This window comes from Streptomyces sp. NPDC018610, from assembly GCF_044391765.1.
GTDB lineage: Bacteria > Actinomycetota > Actinomycetes > Streptomycetales > Streptomycetaceae > Streptomyces.
Genome location: NZ_JBISAL010000020.1, coordinates 20,987 through 36,499, shown reverse-complemented (window position 1 = coordinate 36,499; position 15,513 = coordinate 20,987). Strand labels below are relative to the sequence as shown.

10 protein-coding genes are annotated in these 15,513 nt (G+C 73.7%); 8 read left to right on the top strand and 2 right to left on the bottom strand.

From position 1 onward, the window contains the following. Positions 1-4: 4 nt before the first annotated feature. Positions 5-1,534, bottom strand: coding sequence for a type VII secretion protein EccB (gene eccB / locus ACH5A8_RS34135; RefSeq protein ID WP_399007876.1), 1,530 nt, complete (start codon positions 1,532-1,534; stop codon positions 5-7). A gap of 214 nt (positions 1,535-1,748) precedes the next feature. Between eccB and eccE the strand changes: the two genes are divergently transcribed. The 8 genes from eccE to ACH5A8_RS34095 all read left to right on the top strand — a co-directional run bounded on the left by eccE (position 1,749) and on the right by ACH5A8_RS34095 (position 14,127). Next, complete coding sequence (gene eccE / locus ACH5A8_RS34130; RefSeq protein ID WP_399007875.1) at positions 1,749-3,077, top strand: type VII secretion protein EccE; 1,329 nt, start codon at positions 1,749-1,751, stop codon at positions 3,075-3,077. Further along, on the top strand, positions 3,074-3,850 hold the full coding sequence (locus ACH5A8_RS34125; RefSeq protein WP_399007874.1) for a hypothetical protein: 777 nt from the start codon (positions 3,074-3,076) through the stop codon (positions 3,848-3,850). The genes eccE and ACH5A8_RS34125 overlap by 4 nt, the downstream gene beginning before the upstream one ends. A 490-nt stretch (positions 3,851-4,340) precedes the next feature. Further along, on the top strand, positions 4,341-7,772 hold the full coding sequence (locus tag ACH5A8_RS34120) for an SCO5717 family growth-regulating ATPase (protein ID WP_399007873.1): 3,432 nt from the start codon (positions 4,341-4,343) through the stop codon (positions 7,770-7,772). A 436-nt stretch (positions 7,773-8,208) separates the two neighbouring features. Further along, positions 8,209-10,083, top strand: coding sequence for an ABC transporter substrate-binding protein (locus tag ACH5A8_RS34115; RefSeq protein WP_399007872.1), 1,875 nt, complete (start codon positions 8,209-8,211; stop codon positions 10,081-10,083). A gap of 12 nt (positions 10,084-10,095) precedes the next feature. Beyond that, a complete protein-coding gene (locus ACH5A8_RS34110) occupies positions 10,096-11,178 on the top strand; it encodes an ABC transporter permease (RefSeq protein ID WP_399007871.1) in 1,083 nt (360 codons plus the stop codon). After that, positions 11,175-12,104 (top strand): ABC transporter permease, encoded by a 930-nt coding sequence (locus ACH5A8_RS34105; RefSeq protein ID WP_399007870.1) that lies wholly within the window; start codon positions 11,175-11,177, stop codon positions 12,102-12,104. Before ACH5A8_RS34110 ends, ACH5A8_RS34105 begins: the two co-directional genes overlap by 4 nt. Continuing rightward, on the top strand, positions 12,101-13,102 hold the full coding sequence (locus ACH5A8_RS34100) for an ABC transporter ATP-binding protein (protein WP_399007869.1): 1,002 nt from the start codon (positions 12,101-12,103) through the stop codon (positions 13,100-13,102). The genes ACH5A8_RS34105 and ACH5A8_RS34100 overlap by 4 nt, the downstream gene beginning before the upstream one ends. Next, a complete protein-coding gene (locus tag ACH5A8_RS34095) occupies positions 13,099-14,127 on the top strand; it encodes an ABC transporter ATP-binding protein (RefSeq protein ID WP_399007868.1) in 1,029 nt (342 codons plus the stop codon). The genes ACH5A8_RS34100 and ACH5A8_RS34095 overlap by 4 nt, the downstream gene beginning before the upstream one ends. Positions 14,128-14,440: 313 nt before the next feature. On the opposite strand, the gene ACH5A8_RS34090 is transcribed toward ACH5A8_RS34095, so the two are convergent. After that, on the bottom strand, positions 14,441-15,409 hold the full coding sequence (locus ACH5A8_RS34090) for a bifunctional riboflavin kinase/FAD synthetase (protein WP_399007867.1): 969 nt from the start codon (positions 15,407-15,409) through the stop codon (positions 14,441-14,443). Positions 15,410-15,513: the final 104 nt, after the last annotated feature.

Genomic DNA, 15,513 nt, shown 5'->3' with positions numbered 1-15,513 from the left:
GCGGCTACGAGCCCTGCGGCTGGCGGGCCGCGGCTTCCGAGAGGCGCGGTCCGGTCGGCAGGAACGTCGACCACTCCATGGGCACGGGGGTGGGACCGGTCTTGGCGTAACCGAGCCTGGTCTGGGCGATCTTGGCCTCGTTGAGCGCTTCCTTGCGCTGCTGGGCGGAGGTGCCGATGCCCTTGTCGTCGGTGGCGCTGTCGCTGTTGGACTGCAGGGCGTAGCGCAGGCCCGTGTCGGTCACCAGGAAGACCCCGCCCGCCTGCGTCTCGGTGCCCTGGAACTGGCGGAAGAGCAGGCCGGAGCCGGCGGTGACGTAGGCGCTGGAGGAGCCGGTGGGCAGGTCGGCGGGGAAGTCCGTGCCCACCCAGGTGGACAGGGTGGTCTTCCCGTGTGCGTCGACCGAGCGGAGCACGTTGCAGACCGTGTTGCGTCCGGTGGCGGCGCCGGCGCCGTCGTTGACCGTCTTCGGCTTGTACGCGGGCCAGGTCTTGTCCCCCTGGAAGGTGGTGCTGTCGGTGACCGCGCCGGGGCTGACCTGCTGTGCCTCGCCGGCCTGGAGGACGCCGACGAGCTGGCGGCTGTTGAGCAGCAGGGTGGCGGTGAACTCCGAGATCCGGGCCACGTGGCCGCGCAGCACCACGTAGTACTGCATGCGCCGGCCGTCGTACGCCTTGATGACCATGCCGATCTTGTCGTACTGGTCGTACTGCTCCAGTCCGCTGAAGGCGCCGGCCTTGGCGCCCGGCTCGCCGTCGATGTGCGGGACGGCGATGTCGTCGCCCTTGTGGAGGGTCGCGAGCCACTCCTGCGAGACGCGCTGCGGTGCGCGGCCCTGGGTGTCGAGGGCCTTGAGGAGCTCCTTGTCCGGGTCGGCCAGCCGGTACCGGTAACCGTTCGCGTCGACGACGTACTGGGTCTTGCCGTCGGGGGCGACCACGTACATCAGGTCGCCGCCGGACATCCGGTCGCCGCCCTCGACCTTGGACCACTCCTTCTTCGCCAGGACGAACGCCGCCTTCTGGATGGCGCGGCCGCCGGCGCCGGGGCGTTCGCACACCGCCCAGCGCTTGGCGGCGCCGGCCTCCTCGGGGGCGGGCAGCCGGTCGGGGGCGTACGGGATGCCGATGGTGGCGCCGTGCGGGGGCTTGCCGCTGTCGAGCACCTTCTCGTCGACGGTGATGACGCTGTCCTTGTCCGGGTCGAGCAGGAGCCTGGCCGACGCCATGTTCAGGACCGGGTGCAGCTGGACCTGCTTGCCCGTCTTCAGCACCACGTACCGCGTCGTCGACTTGCTGGCGACGATGACGTGTTCGCCGGGGGTGTCCCAGCCCTTGGGTGCGGTGGGGCTGAACATGCCGATGCCGCCGAACACGGCGAGGACGACGGCTCCGACGACGACGCCGGGCACCACCGCGCCCAGGGGCTTGGGGGCGCCCTCCTCCGAGCCCGACGCGGAGGGCCGCAGGAAGGACGCGAGCATGCGGCGCTTCGCGAAGGTGTAGGCGTTGAGTTCGTCCCGCCGTGATGCCATCTGTTCCGCTCTCTCCCCGTGCAGAGCTGTGGAGGGGATGTGGAGAAACCGCGCGCTCCGTGCCCGTCCCCCGGACTGCCTCTGGTGCCTCGGCTGTCAGCACCGGCCCCTACTATGCCTGTTGCGGCGCACCGCCCGCGGCACGGGTAGGGTGCTGGGGCCCGGAAGGGGCCGTGCACGAGGGTTTTCGGGAGAGTTCGGGGGTTTTGCAGTGATGGCTTCCGCAGCACGGGCCCGGTCGCGATCGCAATCGGGGTCACGATCGGGCGACGGAAGGCGGTCGGGCTCCCGCGCGCCCCGTTCCGCGACGCGCTCGACGGGCTCTCCCGCACCGCGCCTGACGGCCCGTCCGGGCAGCGGCGGCGCCTCCGCCCGGCAGCGGCTCGTCCTGCTGGAACTGGCCGTCGCGCTGGTGCTGTGCGGATGGGCCATCGACACGATCGCACTGGTCGCGGCGGGCGTGGTCGCCGTCGCACTGGTGGCGCTGGCCTTCGTACGACGCCGTGGCCGCACCCTGCCGGAGTGGCTGGGCACGCTGCTCGCGCTGCGCGCCCGCAGACGGCGGGCGGCGAGCACTCCGGCGCCGCAGGGCACCGAGCCGGGCCTGGCGCCCGTCCTGGAGTGCGACCCCACGCTGCGGACCCACTCCTACGGCGCCCGCGACCGGCGCCCGGTCGGAATGATCGGGGACGGCACCTTCGTCAGCGCGCTGCTGCAGGTGGAGGCCGATGTCGCCGCGCTGCGCGCCGAGCGCGGCCGGCAGCCACTGCCGGTGGCCCTGGTGCGGGACGCGCTGGAAGTGGACGGTATCCGGCTGGAGTCGGCCCAGATCGTGCTGCACACCCAGCCCGCGCCCGCCCTGCACCTGCCGCAGCACTCGGTGGCCGTGACGAACTACGCGCCCCTTCAGGCGCAGACCGGCGCTCCGGCGGTGCGCATCACCTGGATCGCGCTGAAGCTCGACCCGGAGCTGTGCCGGGAGGCGGTGGCGGCGCGGGGCGGTGGCCTTCAGGGCGCGCAGAAGTGCCTGGCGCGCGTGGCCGACCACCTCTCCAGCCGGCTGACGGGCGCCGGGTTCCGCGCCACCGTGCTCAACGAGGAGGAGCTGACCGCGGCCCTGGCCACCTCGGCCTGCGCCAACCCGCTGGTGACGGCGGAGGCCGGCCGGACCGAGGCGCGGGAGCGGCGGACCGAGGAGTCCGGGCGCAGCTGGCGTTGCGACAACCGCCGGCACACCACGTACTGGATCCGCCGCTGGCCCCGACTGGGCGGTCACGGAGCGTCGTTGGCCCAGACGGTGGCGCAGCTGACCAGTGTCCCCGCACTGGCCACCACGTTCAGTCTGACGTTGTCGCGGGCGGACCGGCAGGAGACGGCGCTGTGCGGGCACCTGCGGGTGACCGGCCGCAGTGACGACGAACTCGTGTCGGCCAGGCGGGCGTTGGAGGACGTCGCACGGCAGGTGGGCGCGGGCCTGACCCGGCTCGACCGGGAGCAGACGCCGGGCATGCTGGCCACGCTGCCCCTGGGAGGTGCCCGATGACCGTCACCACCGCACAGACGGCCGGTTCCCCGGCCGCCGCCGGGCCGTCCGCGGCCGCGCGGGTGCGCGACCGGCTGCGCAGCGGCCTCGGGCTGATCGGCCCGCGGCACGCGCGGCACGCGCTGTCCGCGGAGCAGGTGGACTCGCTCGCGCTGCCCATCGGCGACGACGGCGTCGTCGTCGGTGTGGACACCGAGGGGCAGCCGGCCGTTCTGGGGCTCAACCGGCCGACGCCGTACGACGTCGTGCTCATCGGCAGTCTGTGGACCGCGCAGGTGCTGGCCCTGCGGGCCGCGGCCACCGGGGCGCGGGTCGCCGTGGAGACGGGTCGCGCCCCGGCGTGGATGCAGATGGTGCACGCCATGGGCGGCGGGCAGAACGGCCTGGCCGTGTACGAGGTGGGCCGGGTGCCTCCGCAGGGCGCGTCGGCGGGCACGCCGGTGCTGGTGGTGCGCGACTGCGGTATGCGGCCGCCGCGCGGCCGGGTGGTCTCCGGTCCCTGGCAGTCCGTGGTGACGCTGCTGCCGTACCTGAGTCCGGTGGCGCCCCGGCTGATCCGGCAGGCGCGGCTCGTCGGCGTGCAGCGGATCTCGCCGGACGAGGCCACCGAGCTGGGCCGCACCATGGCGTTGCCGCGGACGGACATCGAGTCGCTGCCCACTCTTCCCGACGGTGTCACCCTCTGGTGCGCCGACCGCGACCGGCAGTACGTGATGACGCAGCCCACCGACGCCGAGATCGGTCTGCTGGGCACACCCCGCCGGATGGACTGAACCGCGCCGGTGTCGACCGGCGGCGGGTGACGGCGACTTCGCGGCCGACGCTTCCGGCACGACCGCTGTTTCGGTCCCGGCCGACGCTTCGGGCACGACCGCTGTTTCGGCCACGGCCGCCGCTTCGGTCCCGGCCGCTGTTTCGGTGCGGCGGGCGAGTGTTTCGGTGCGGTGGGCGAGCGGCCGGATGACGATGTCTCGTCCGGTTTTGACCGGTTGTCGGGTGTGCGGGCGGGTGCGCCGGAAGCCGGCCGGCGCGCCGGGTACGGGCGCGGAGGGCTGGACGGGCCTGACGTGAGCGTGCCTGTGGTGATTAGGCTGGGACCGGGCGCCACATCAGGACCCGCGGCTGAGCCGTCGGCGCCCCGGGGGAGGCCGGGCGGACCGGATCGGTTCCGTACCACCGGTGACCGCTTCCGACCGACCCCGATTGGACACGAACGGTCGCCCCAGCACGGCATGAGGGTGCTCGACCACACCAGGAGGAACTGTGAACAGCGATCGGGACGGGATCCGCGGGGGCTGGGCCACGCCCGGCGACGACCAACCCGACGCGGCGTCCTCCGTCGAGGCGACGGGCGAGTTCACCATCGACTACGCCCCGCCGGCCTGGTACACGCAGAACTCGGCGGACGCGTCCGGCGATTCCCCGCAGGCGGCACCGGCCGCCCCGGCCGCGCCGGCGACTCCCCCGCCGCCCCCGCCGGTCGGCCCGCCGGTCCAGCTTCCCGACCCGCCGCCGGGCAGCGGCTTCCAGCCCGCCTGGACGCCCGCGCCCCCCGCGCCCCCCGCTCCGCCGGCGGCGCCCGCCGTCTCCTCCCTCGCTCCGGATGCCGAGCCCGCCGGGAACGGCGACCTCGTCAGCGGCGCGACGATGCGGATCTCCGCGGCGGCGCTGAAGCGCGAGTTCGCGGAGCGCGACGCCGCCAAGGGGATCGACTCCCCCTCGGGTGACGTCCCGTCCACGCCGCACGGCGCACAGGACGGTGAAGCCTCCCCCGAGAGCGGAGGCGACCCCGAGGGCGTTCCCACGGCCGCGACGGCCGGCGGCGGTGACGGAAGCGGCGAGGCGGCCGTGGACGGCGGCACGGCTCCGGTCACGGAGGACGAGGCTCCGGCGGCTCCGGCCTCCGCAGACGAGGAATCCTCCGGAGCCGAGGACGGCCGGACGGACGACGCGGTGACGGCCGCCGACGCCGAGTCCGCTGCCGCGGACTCCGAGGCCGCAACCGGGACAGGAAGCCCCGCGGCTGCCGACGCCGACGCCGACGAGGACAGTGATCACAGCGCCTCCGCGGACGTGACGAGTGACGCCGAGGACCAGCCCGGTGCCGGTTCCGCTCCGGGCGCGGAGGGCGCTCCCGGGGACGCCGCGGCCGCCGAGCCCGGCGACGCCGTACGGGGCGTCACGGCCGAGTCGGCCCACGGTGTCGACGCCGGTGTCGACATCGGCGGTGAGGGCACGGACGCCTCCTCTCAGGAGGCCGGGCAGCCCGTGGACGACGTGCGGGACGCCGTCCCCCCGGCGGCCGCCGCGAGCGCGGGCGCCGAGGGAGCCGCACAGGGGACTCCGCAGGGGTGGGGGCCGCCGCCGGTGCCGCAGGACGCGGTTCCGCCGCTCCCGCCGTCCTACCAGCCCGCCGCTCCGGCCTCCGCCGCCCAGTGGCCCGCCCAGCCCCAACCGCCGGGTCAGCCGGGTCAGCCGGGTCAGCCGTCGGCGCCCTATCAGCAGCCTCCCTTCCAGCCGCAGGCCCCGCAGCCCGCGCCGACCGCCTGGCACACGCCAGGTACGCCCGGTGCCCCGGGCATGCCGGGCGTACCCGGGGCACCCGCCGCGCCGCAGCAGGGCGTGGTGCCCGCTCCCCCGGCGCCTCCGGCCGGTTACGGATTCCCGCAGCCCACGGCCGCGCCTGCCGCCGGGCCCGGCGCGGCGCAGCCGACGCCGCCGAACCCGGCGCAGAGTGGTTACGGCTTCCCGCAGACCGGCGCTCCTGTCCCGGGCGCCCAGAACGGTTACGGATTCCCGCAGCCCACGAGCGCCGCACCGCAGGCACCGGGCGCGCCCAACCCGCCCGCGCAGCCCGGCGGTCACGGCTTCCCGCCCGCACAGCAGGGACAGGCCGCTCCGCAGGGACAGCTCGGACAGCCGCAGGCTCAGCCGGACGGAGCCCCGCGCCCCGACTCGACGGACCCCGCGGCCGCGGCCCGGCAGGGCACCCCCCAGCAGGCCGCGGCTCAGGCCGCGCAGCCCCCCGCGCAGCCCCAGGGATGGGCGCAGCAGCCCCCGCAGCAGCCCGTGGATCCGCGCACCGGCACCGCCTGGCCGCAGCCGATACAGCACGACCAGCGGCAGCCGACCAACCCGGCTGCCGCGCCGCTCGGTTACACGGCGGCCGTGGAGCTGTCCTCCGACCGGCTGCTCAACAACAAGAGGCAGAAGGCCCGCAGCACCCGTCCTGCGGCGGCCGGGTCCCGCTTCCGGATCGGCGCCAAGAAGGAGGAGGCCGAGCGGCAGCGCAAGCTGGAGCTGATCCGCACGCCGGTGCTGTCGTGCTACCGGATCGCGGTCATCAGCCTCAAGGGCGGCGTCGGCAAGACGACGACCACGACCGCGCTCGGTTCCACGCTGGCGACGGAGCGGCAGGACAAGATCCTCGCCATCGACGCCAACCCGGACGCCGGCACGCTGGGCCGCCGGGTGCGCCGGGAGACCGGGGCCACCATCCGCGACCTCGTCCAGGCGATCCCGTACCTCAACTCGTACATGGACATCCGGCGGTTCACGTCGCAGGCGCCCTCCGGTCTGGAGATCATCGCCAACGACGTCGACCCGGCCGTGTCCACGACGTTCAACGACGAGGACTACCGGCGCGCGATCGACGTACTGGGCAACCAGTACCCGATCATCCTCACCGACTCCGGCACCGGTCTGCTCTACAGCGCCATGCGCGGGGTGCTGGACCTCGCCGACCAGTTGATCATCATCTCCACGCCCTCCGTGGACGGTGCGTCCAGCGCCAGTACGACGCTGGACTGGCTGTCCGCGCACGGGTACGCCGACCTCGTCTCCCGCTCGCTCACCGTGATCTCCGGGGTGCGCGAGACCGGCAAGATGATCAAGGTGGAGGACATCGTCGCCCACTTCGAGACGCGTTGCCGCGGGGTCGTCGTGGTGCCGTTCGACGAGCACCTGGCGGCGGGCGCCGAGGTCAACCTCGACATGATGCGGCCGAAGGTGCGCGAGGCGTACTTCAACCTGGCGGCGCTGGTGGCCGAGGACTTCGTCCGGCACCAGCAGGCGCACGGGCTGTGGACCTCGGACGGCAACCCGCCCCCGGTGGCGGCCCCGCCGATGCCGGGCCAGCCGATGCCGGGACAGCCGTACCCCGGCCAGCAGCCCTACCCCGGCCGGCCCGGGCAGGCCCATCCGGGTGGGCAGCCCTACCCCGGTCAGCCCGGGCAACCCGTACCCGGCCAGCCCATGCCCGATCAGCCCGGCCAGTCGCCTTACCCCGGACAGCCGGGGCACCCCGGGCAGCCGCCCGCCCCGGGCCAGTACGCGCCCCAGGCACAGCCCCAGCCGTACGCCCACCCCGGCCAGCCGCCCCAGCAGCAGCCGGGACAGCCGCAGCCGGGACCGGGACAGCACCCCTACCCCCCGCAGCCCGTGCCCGCCGGCCAGGGCCAGCCGTACCCCAACTTGTCCTACCCCGGCCGGCCGCCGGCCCCGGGCCAGTTCCCGGCCCAGCCGCTGCCCCCGCAGCAGGGCGGCCAGCAGCCCGAGCAGCCGTACGCCCCGCAGCCCGGCGACCTCGGACAGCCCGGTCAGCCAGGACAGCCAGGACAGCCCGGGCAGCCCTATCCGCCGCAGCCCGCCCAGGGCGGCCAGACCCCGCCGCCCCCTCCCCCGCAGCAGCAGTAGCAGCAGCGGAAGCAGCAGCCAGAAGGCACCGGACCGCCGCCCGCCCGGCGGCGGTCCCGGGGTGTTCCAGGCCCGCGTCGTCCCCGACGGCGCGGGCCTTCGCGCGTTCGCGGGCGGGACCGGCCGATTCTCGCCGCCAGGCCCTCACCAGGAAGGCGTCAGTGGTCTCGACCAATGGGAGCAACATCGTGGTCAACTCGTTGTTTCCGCAGGCCACATGGGGTTTGACGAACCGTTGACGCGCGCAGACTGCCGCTGATAGACACTCACTTCATTCCAGTCGGCGCCACTCGATCAAGCTCCTTCCAGCCCGTTCGCTTCCCGTCCGTTCCGTTTCGGCCTGTTCACATCTGTTCGAAGCCCGCCCCTGTTCGAAGCCCGCAGCGCGAGGGACGCACACCGTCCCGCGCGTGCGATGACGCGAGGTCACCGAGCCATGAACACACAAGATCAGCACGGCAGAGGACGCACCGGCCCACGCCCGAGGAGGACGCGGTTGCTCGCCGCCGCGGGCGCCGCCGCGCTCCTCCTCGCGTCCGGCCTCGCGACCCCGGCGGCGTCGGCCGCGCAGCAGGCCGGCGCGGCCGAGGACGGGCACGGCGACAAGGTGCTCACCGTGGCCGTCGCGCAGAGCGTCGACTCGCTCAGCCCGTTCCTGGCGGTTCGGCTGCTCAGCACGAGCGTCGGCCGGCTGATGTACGAGTACCTGACGAACTACGACCCCAAGGACGCCCACGCCGTCCCGGGCCTGGCCACCAAGTGGGAGTCGTCGCCGGACAAGCTGACCTGGACGTACACGATCCGCACCGACTCCAAGTGGTCGGACGGGCAGCAGGCCACCGCCGAGGACGCGGCCTGGACGTTCAACAAGATGATGACCGACCAGGGCGCCGCCACCGCCAACGGCAGCTTCGTAGGCAACTTCGCGCAGGTCACCGCGCCGAGCCCCACCAAGCTGGTGATCCGGCTGAAGAAGCCGCAGGCCACCATGACCGCGCTCGACGTGCCGATCGTGCCCAAGCACGTGTGGGAGAAGGTCCAGGACTTCTCGAAGTTCAACAACGACAAGAGCTTCCCGATCGTCGGGAACGGGCCGTTCGTGCTCACCGACTACAAGCCGGACAGCTATGTGAAGCTGAAGGCCAACAAGGACTTCTGGCGGGGCGCGCCCAAGTTCGACGAACTGGTGTTCCGTTACTACAAGGACCAGGACGCCGCCGTCGCCGCCCTGCGCAAGGGCGAGGTCTCCTTCGTGGCCGGCTCACCGTCGCTCACCCCCGCCCAGGCCGCCTCCCTCAAGGGCGACAAGGACATCCACGTCAACGAGGGCCCCGGCCGTCGCTTCTACGCGCTGGCCACCAACCCGGGCGCGCAGGCGAAGGACGGCACGAAGTTCGGCGACGGCGACCCGTCGCTGCGCGACGAGCGGGTGCGGCACGCGCTGTTCATGGCGGTGGACCGCAAGACGATCGTGGACAAGGTCTTCCAGGGCCACGCCGTCGAGGGCCAGGGGTACGTCCCGCCGCGGTTCCCCTCGTACTACTGGCAGCCGTCGGCCGGTCAGGAGCTGGCGTACGACCCGGTGAAGGCCGGACAGCTCCTCGACCAGGCGGGCTACAAGAAGAACGCCGACGGCAAGCGCGTCGGCAAGGACGGCAAGCCGCTGGACTACCGCGTCCTGTGCCACGCCACCGACCCGAACGACAAGGCGGTCGGCAAGTACCTCCAGGAGTGGTGGGGCAAGCTGGGCATCGGCGTCAGCCTCGACTGCCTGGACAACGTGACCGACCCGTGGCTGGCGGGCAAGTACGACCTCGCCTTCGACGGCTGGTCGGTCAACCCCGACCCCGACTTCGTGCTCTCCATCCACACCTGCGCGGCCCGCCCGCAGACCCCGAAGGACACCGGGGCCACCGACAACTTCATCTGCGACAAGACGTACGACCAGCTCTACGCCCAGCAGCTCGCCGAGTACGACCCCGCCAAACGGGCGGACATCGTCAAGCGGATGGAGTCGCGGCTGTACGACCTGGGGTACATGAACGTCATGGCCTATCCGAACGCGGTCGAGGCCTACCGCACGGACCAGATCAAGTCGATCACCACCATGCCGTCCGCGGCGGGCAACATCTACGGCCAGGACGGCTACTGGAGCTGGTGGTCGGCGGTGCCGGCCGACTCCGACGGTTCCTCCGGCGGCGGCACGTCCACCGGGGTCGTGATCGGCATCGTCGCCGGGGTCGTCGTCCTCGGCGGGCTCGCGGTGCTCTTCGCGGTGCGCCGCCGGGCCACCGCGGAAGACCGCGAGTAGGGACACGCACCGATGACCGCTGAAGCGACACCCTCGCCGGCCCTGGGCACGGCCGTCGCCGGCCCGGACGGTCCCGGGCCGGCGGCGGCCGCGGGGCGCACCCGCCGGGCGCGCCCCGGCGCCGCCTACGCCCGTTACGTCGCCGGCAAGCTGGGCGGTGCGGCCGCCTCGCTGCTGGCCGTGCTCGTCACGAGTTTCTTCCTGTTCCGGCTGATCCCGGGCGACCCGGTGAAGTTCATGACCGGGGGCCGCCCGGTCTCCGCCCAGCAGATCGCCGCCTACCGGCGGGAGTTCGGTCTCGACCTGCCGATGTGGCGGCAGTTCACGCAGTACTGCGGCAAGGCACTCACCGGGGACCTGGGGACCTCGTACCAGTTCCACGTGCCGGTCACCGACAAGATCACCGAGGCGCTGCCGAACACCCTGCTGCTCACCGGCACGGCGTTCGTCCTCTACACGGCCCTGGGCATCTTCCTCGGCACCCGCTCCGCGTGGCGGCACGGCGGGCTCGGCGACCGGCTCAACACCGGTCTCGCGCTGACGCTGTACTCCATCCCGTCGTTCTGGCTGGGGCTGCTGCTCATCATCGTGCTGTCGGTGGGCGCGGGCCCGATCCCGGGGCTGTTCCCGACCGGGGGTATGGAGTCGGGCGGCAAGGAGGGCCTCGCGTACGCCGTGGACGTCGTCCACCATCTGGTCCTGCCGGTGGTGACGCTGGTCGCGGTGGAGTACGGGCAGACGCTGCTGGTCACCCGGTCGGCGCTGCTGGACGAGATGGGCGGCGACTATCTGACGACCGCGCGGGCCAAGGGGCTGCGGGACGACCTGGTCCGGCGCCGGCACGCCGTGCCCAACGCGCTGCTGCCGACCGTGACGCTGATCTTCGTCAACCTCGGCCGGACCGTCGCGGGCGTCATCCTCGTCGAGACGGTCTTCTCCTGGCCGGGGCTCGGCGGACTGTTCTACCAGGCGCTGAGCGTGCCCGACCTGCCGCTGGTGCAGGGGCTGTTCTTCGTCTTCGCCGCGGCGGTGATCGTGATGAACACCCTCGCCGACCTCCTGTATCCGCTGCTCGATCCGAGGGTGGGCCGATGACGAGTGCCGAGACCACCCGGGCCGGGGCGGCGACGCCGGGCCCGCGCGCCCTGGCCCGGCAGCGACGGCGGGCCTCCGCCGCCCGCTTCTGGCGCGAGTACCGCAGGCACCGCGCCGGTGTCGTCGGGCTGGCCGCGCTGCTGCTGTTCGCGCTGGTCGCGCTGACCGCGCCGCTGACCGTCGGGTCGGACGTGGCGAGCGTGACCGACGCGCCGGGGCAGCCCCTGCAGAGCCCGAGCGGCCACTTCCCGCTGGGCACCGACCAGTTCGGGCGCGACCTCCTGGGCCTGGTGATCTGGGGATCGCGGGTCTCGCTGCTGGTGGGACTGCTGGCGGCGGTGCTGTCGGTGGCGATCGGCGCGGTCATCGGGATCACCGCCGGCCACTTCCGCGGCTGGTACGCCACGGTGCTGATGCGGGTCACCGACTGGTTCCTGGTGATGCCGACGCTGGTGCTCGCCATCGCGCTCGCCACCGTGCTGTCGCGTTCGCTCGGCACGGTGGTCCTGGCCATCGGCGTGACCACCTGGCCGACCACCGCGCGCCTGGTGCGGGCGCAGACGCTGGCGGTGGAGTCGCGGCCGTACATCGAGCGCGCCAAGGCGCTGGGCGGCGGGCACTGGCACATCATGTCCCGGCACGTGCTGCCGAACGTGATGCCGCTGATCCTCGCCCAGACCACGCTGATCATCTCCTCCGCGATCCTGGCCGAGGCGACGCTCGCCTTCCTCGGGCTCGGCGACCCGACGGTCGTCTCCTGGGGCGGGCTGCTCCAGGACGCGCGGGAGGCGGGGGCGGTCAGCTCCGGCGACTGGTGGTACCTGGTGCCGCCGGGCATCGCGATCGCGGTCGTCGCGCTGGCGTTCACGCTGTGCGGGCGTGCGGTCGAGTCCGTTCTCAACCCCAGGCTGGGGGTGTCGCGTTGAGTCTGCTCGACGTACGGGACCTGCACGTGACCTATCCGGGCGGGGCCGCCGCCGTGCGCGGGGTCGACCTGTCGCTGGCGGCGGGCGAGAAGCTCGGCGTCGCCGGGGAGTCCGGGTGCGGCAAGTCCACGCTGGCGCTGGCGCTGCTGCGGCTGCTGCCGGCCGGGGCGCGCGTCGGCGGGGAGATCCTGCTGGACGGCGAGGACGTGCTCAAGATGAAGTGGGGGCGGGTGCGGGCGGTGCGCTGGGCGGGCGCGTCCATCGTCTTCCAGGGCGCGATGCACTCCCTCAACGCCGTGCACCGGGTCGGCGACCAGATCGCCGAACCGATCCTGCTGCACCGGAAGGCGACCGCCGCGGGCGCGCGGAAGCGGGCCGGGGAGCTGCTGGAGCAGGTGGGCCTGCCGGCGGCTCGGGCGAGCGCCTACCCGCACGAGCTGTCCGGCGGGCAGCGGCAGCGCGTGATGATCGCGATGGCGCTGGCCTGCGATCCGCGGCTGATCGTCGCGGACGAGCCCACCACCGCGCTGGACGTGATGATCCAGGCCCAGATCCTGCGCCTGATCGAGGAACTGGTGAGCGAGCAGGACGTGGGCCTGATCATGATCAGCCACGATCTGGCCGTCCTCGCCGACACCTGCGACCGGCTCGCGGTGATGTACGCGGGCCGGGTGGTGGAGGAGGGCCCGGCCCGGCAGGTCTACGACGACGCCCGCCACCCCTACGGCAGGGCCCTGTCGGAGGCGTTCCCGCGCATCGGCGACACGGCGTCGCGGTTCGCTCCGCGCGGGCTGCCCGGTGATCCGCCGGACCCGGCGGCGGTGCCGCCCGGGTGCGCGTTCCATCCGCGCTGCCCGGTCGCGCTGGACCTGTGCGCCACCGAGGACCAGGTGCTGCGGGCGGCGGGGACGGACCGGCGGGCGGCGTGCGTGCACGTGGCCGGCGGGACGCCGCCGGCGGCCGGGCAGGAGGCAGAAGTGAGGAGCGGCACCGCATGACGAGCACGCCACCGCTGCTGGCCGTGGAGGGCCTGCACATCACGTTCCCCGGGCGCAACGGCGCGCCGCCGGCCCGGGCCGTGGACGGGGTGGACCTCGACATCCGGCCCGGCGAGATCGTGGCGCTGGTCGGCGAGTCGGGCTGCGGCAAGACGACGCTGGCCCGCTCCCTGCTGGGCCTGGTCCCGCCGACCGCGGGCCGGGTCCGGTTCGGCGGCACGCCGCTCGACTACTCCTCGCGCGCGCTGAAGACGTACCGCAAGCGCGTGCAGCTGGTCCTCCAGGACCCGAGCGGATCGCTCAACCCGCGGCACACGGTGTACGACGCCGTCGCCGAGGGGCTGCGCATCCACGGGTACGGCGGCGACGAGCGGGCGGCGGTCGCCGGGGCCCTGGCGCGGGCCGGGCTGCGCCCGCCGGAACGGTTCTTCCTGCGCTACCCGCACGAGCTGTCCGGCGGCCAGCGCCAGCGGGTGGTGATCGCGGGCGCGCTGGTGCTGGAACCCGAACTGCTGGTCGCCGACGAGCCGGTGGCCTCCCTGGACGCGTCGGTGCGCGGCGAGATCCTGGCGCTGCTGCTGCGGCTGCGCACCGAACTCGGTCTCTCGGCGCTGGTGGTCACCCATGACCTGGGCCTGGCCTGGAACATCGCCGACCGGGTCGCGGTGATGTACCTGGGGCGGATCGTGGAGACGGGCGAGGTGGAGCAGGTGCTCACCGCGCCCCGGCACCCGTACACGCGGGCCCTGCTGTCGGTGCTGCCCGAGGCCCCGGGCGACCCGGTGGTCCTCACCGGCGAACCGCCCGACCCGTCGCGGATTCCCGGGGGCTGCCGCTTCCACGCCCGCTGCCAGGTCCTGGCGGGCGGAGAGGCCGAACGGGCCGGTGTCGCCGACGCCTGCCGCGGCCAGGACCCGGGGATCCTCACCGGCGGCGGCACGGCCCAGGTGGCCTGCCACTGGGCCCGTTCACGGACGAGGACGGGAGCGGAGACGGAGACGGAGACGGTGGCGCCTTCGCCGTGAGAGGCGGGGCCGAGTGACGGGGCCGGGCCGTCTCGTGGCCGGAGGCCCGGCTGTGTCGGCGCCGGGGCGGGCTTCGCCCCGCGAGGGCTGGGCCCTGTCGGGGGCGGTGGCGGGGCTCCCCGGTGCTGGGCCGGGCCTTCACGCGGAGGGTGGCGGGGCTTCCCGGAGCCGGGGCGCGCTTTGTCCGGCCGGGGCTGGGCCCGGGCGGGGACGGAGGCGGGGCCTTCCCGGTGCCGGTGGCGGGGCCTTCCCTGCGCCGGGGCAGGCCCTGTCCTGCCGAGGCCGGGCCCTGTCGGTGGCGGGGCCCGGGCGGTCAGTTCGGTTGCGGCTGCTGTCGTTCGTCCGCCGCGATGATCTCGCGGCACTTCTCGACGTCCTCGGCCATCGTCTCCAGCAGGGCCTCCAGCGAGTCGAACTTGGCCTGGCCGCGCACGAAGGCCAGGAAGTCGACGGCGACGTGCAGGCCGTACAGATCGAGGCCGACGCGGTCGATGGCGTACGCCTCGACGGTGCGCTCGGTGCCGTCGAACTGCGGGTTGGTGCCCACGGAGATCGCGGCCGGCATCGCCTCGCCCTGGGCGTGCAGACAGCCGGCGTAGACACCGTCCGCGGGGATCGCGGTGTGCGGGAGCGTCTCGACGTTGGCGGTGGGGAAACCCAGCTCGCGGCCGCGCTGGGCGCCGCGGACGACAACGCCTTCGACGCGGTGCGGGCGGCCCAGGATCTCGCGGGCGCCGTCGACGTCGCCCTCGGCGACCAGGCGGCGGGTCAGGGTCGAGGAGAACGGCTCGCCGCCGCCGGCCGACCCGGTGACGTACAGGTCGACGACCTCGACCTCGAAGTCGTGCAGCTTGCCCTGCTCGGCGAGGAAGTCGACGTCGCCGGCCGCCTTGTGGCCGAAGCGGAAGTTCGGGCCCTCGACGACCGCCTTGGCGTGCAGCCGGTCGACCAGCACCTTGACGACGAAGTCGGCCGGGGACAGCCGGGAGAACTCGGTGGTGAACGGGAGCACCAGACACGCGTCCACGCCCAGGTCCGCCATCAGCTCGGCGCGGCGGTGGTGCGGGGCCAGCAGCGGCGGGTGGCTGCCGGGGCGGACGACCTCGCTGGGATGCGGGTCGAAGGTGACGACCACGGCGGGAACGCCCAGCTCGCGGGCGCGGTTCACGGCGTGCTCGATGATGAGCTGGTGGCCCCGGTGGACTCCGTCGTAGGAGCCGATGGTGACGACGCTGCGCCCCCAGTCCTGGGGGATGTCCTCCAAGCCACGCCAGCGCTGCACTGTGACCGCTCCTCGTCGAACCCGTGTCCGTGTTGCCTTGGTTGCCTTGCTGCCTTGTCCGCAGGGCTGCTTGTCCGCAGGTCTAAGGGTGCCATGCCCGGTGT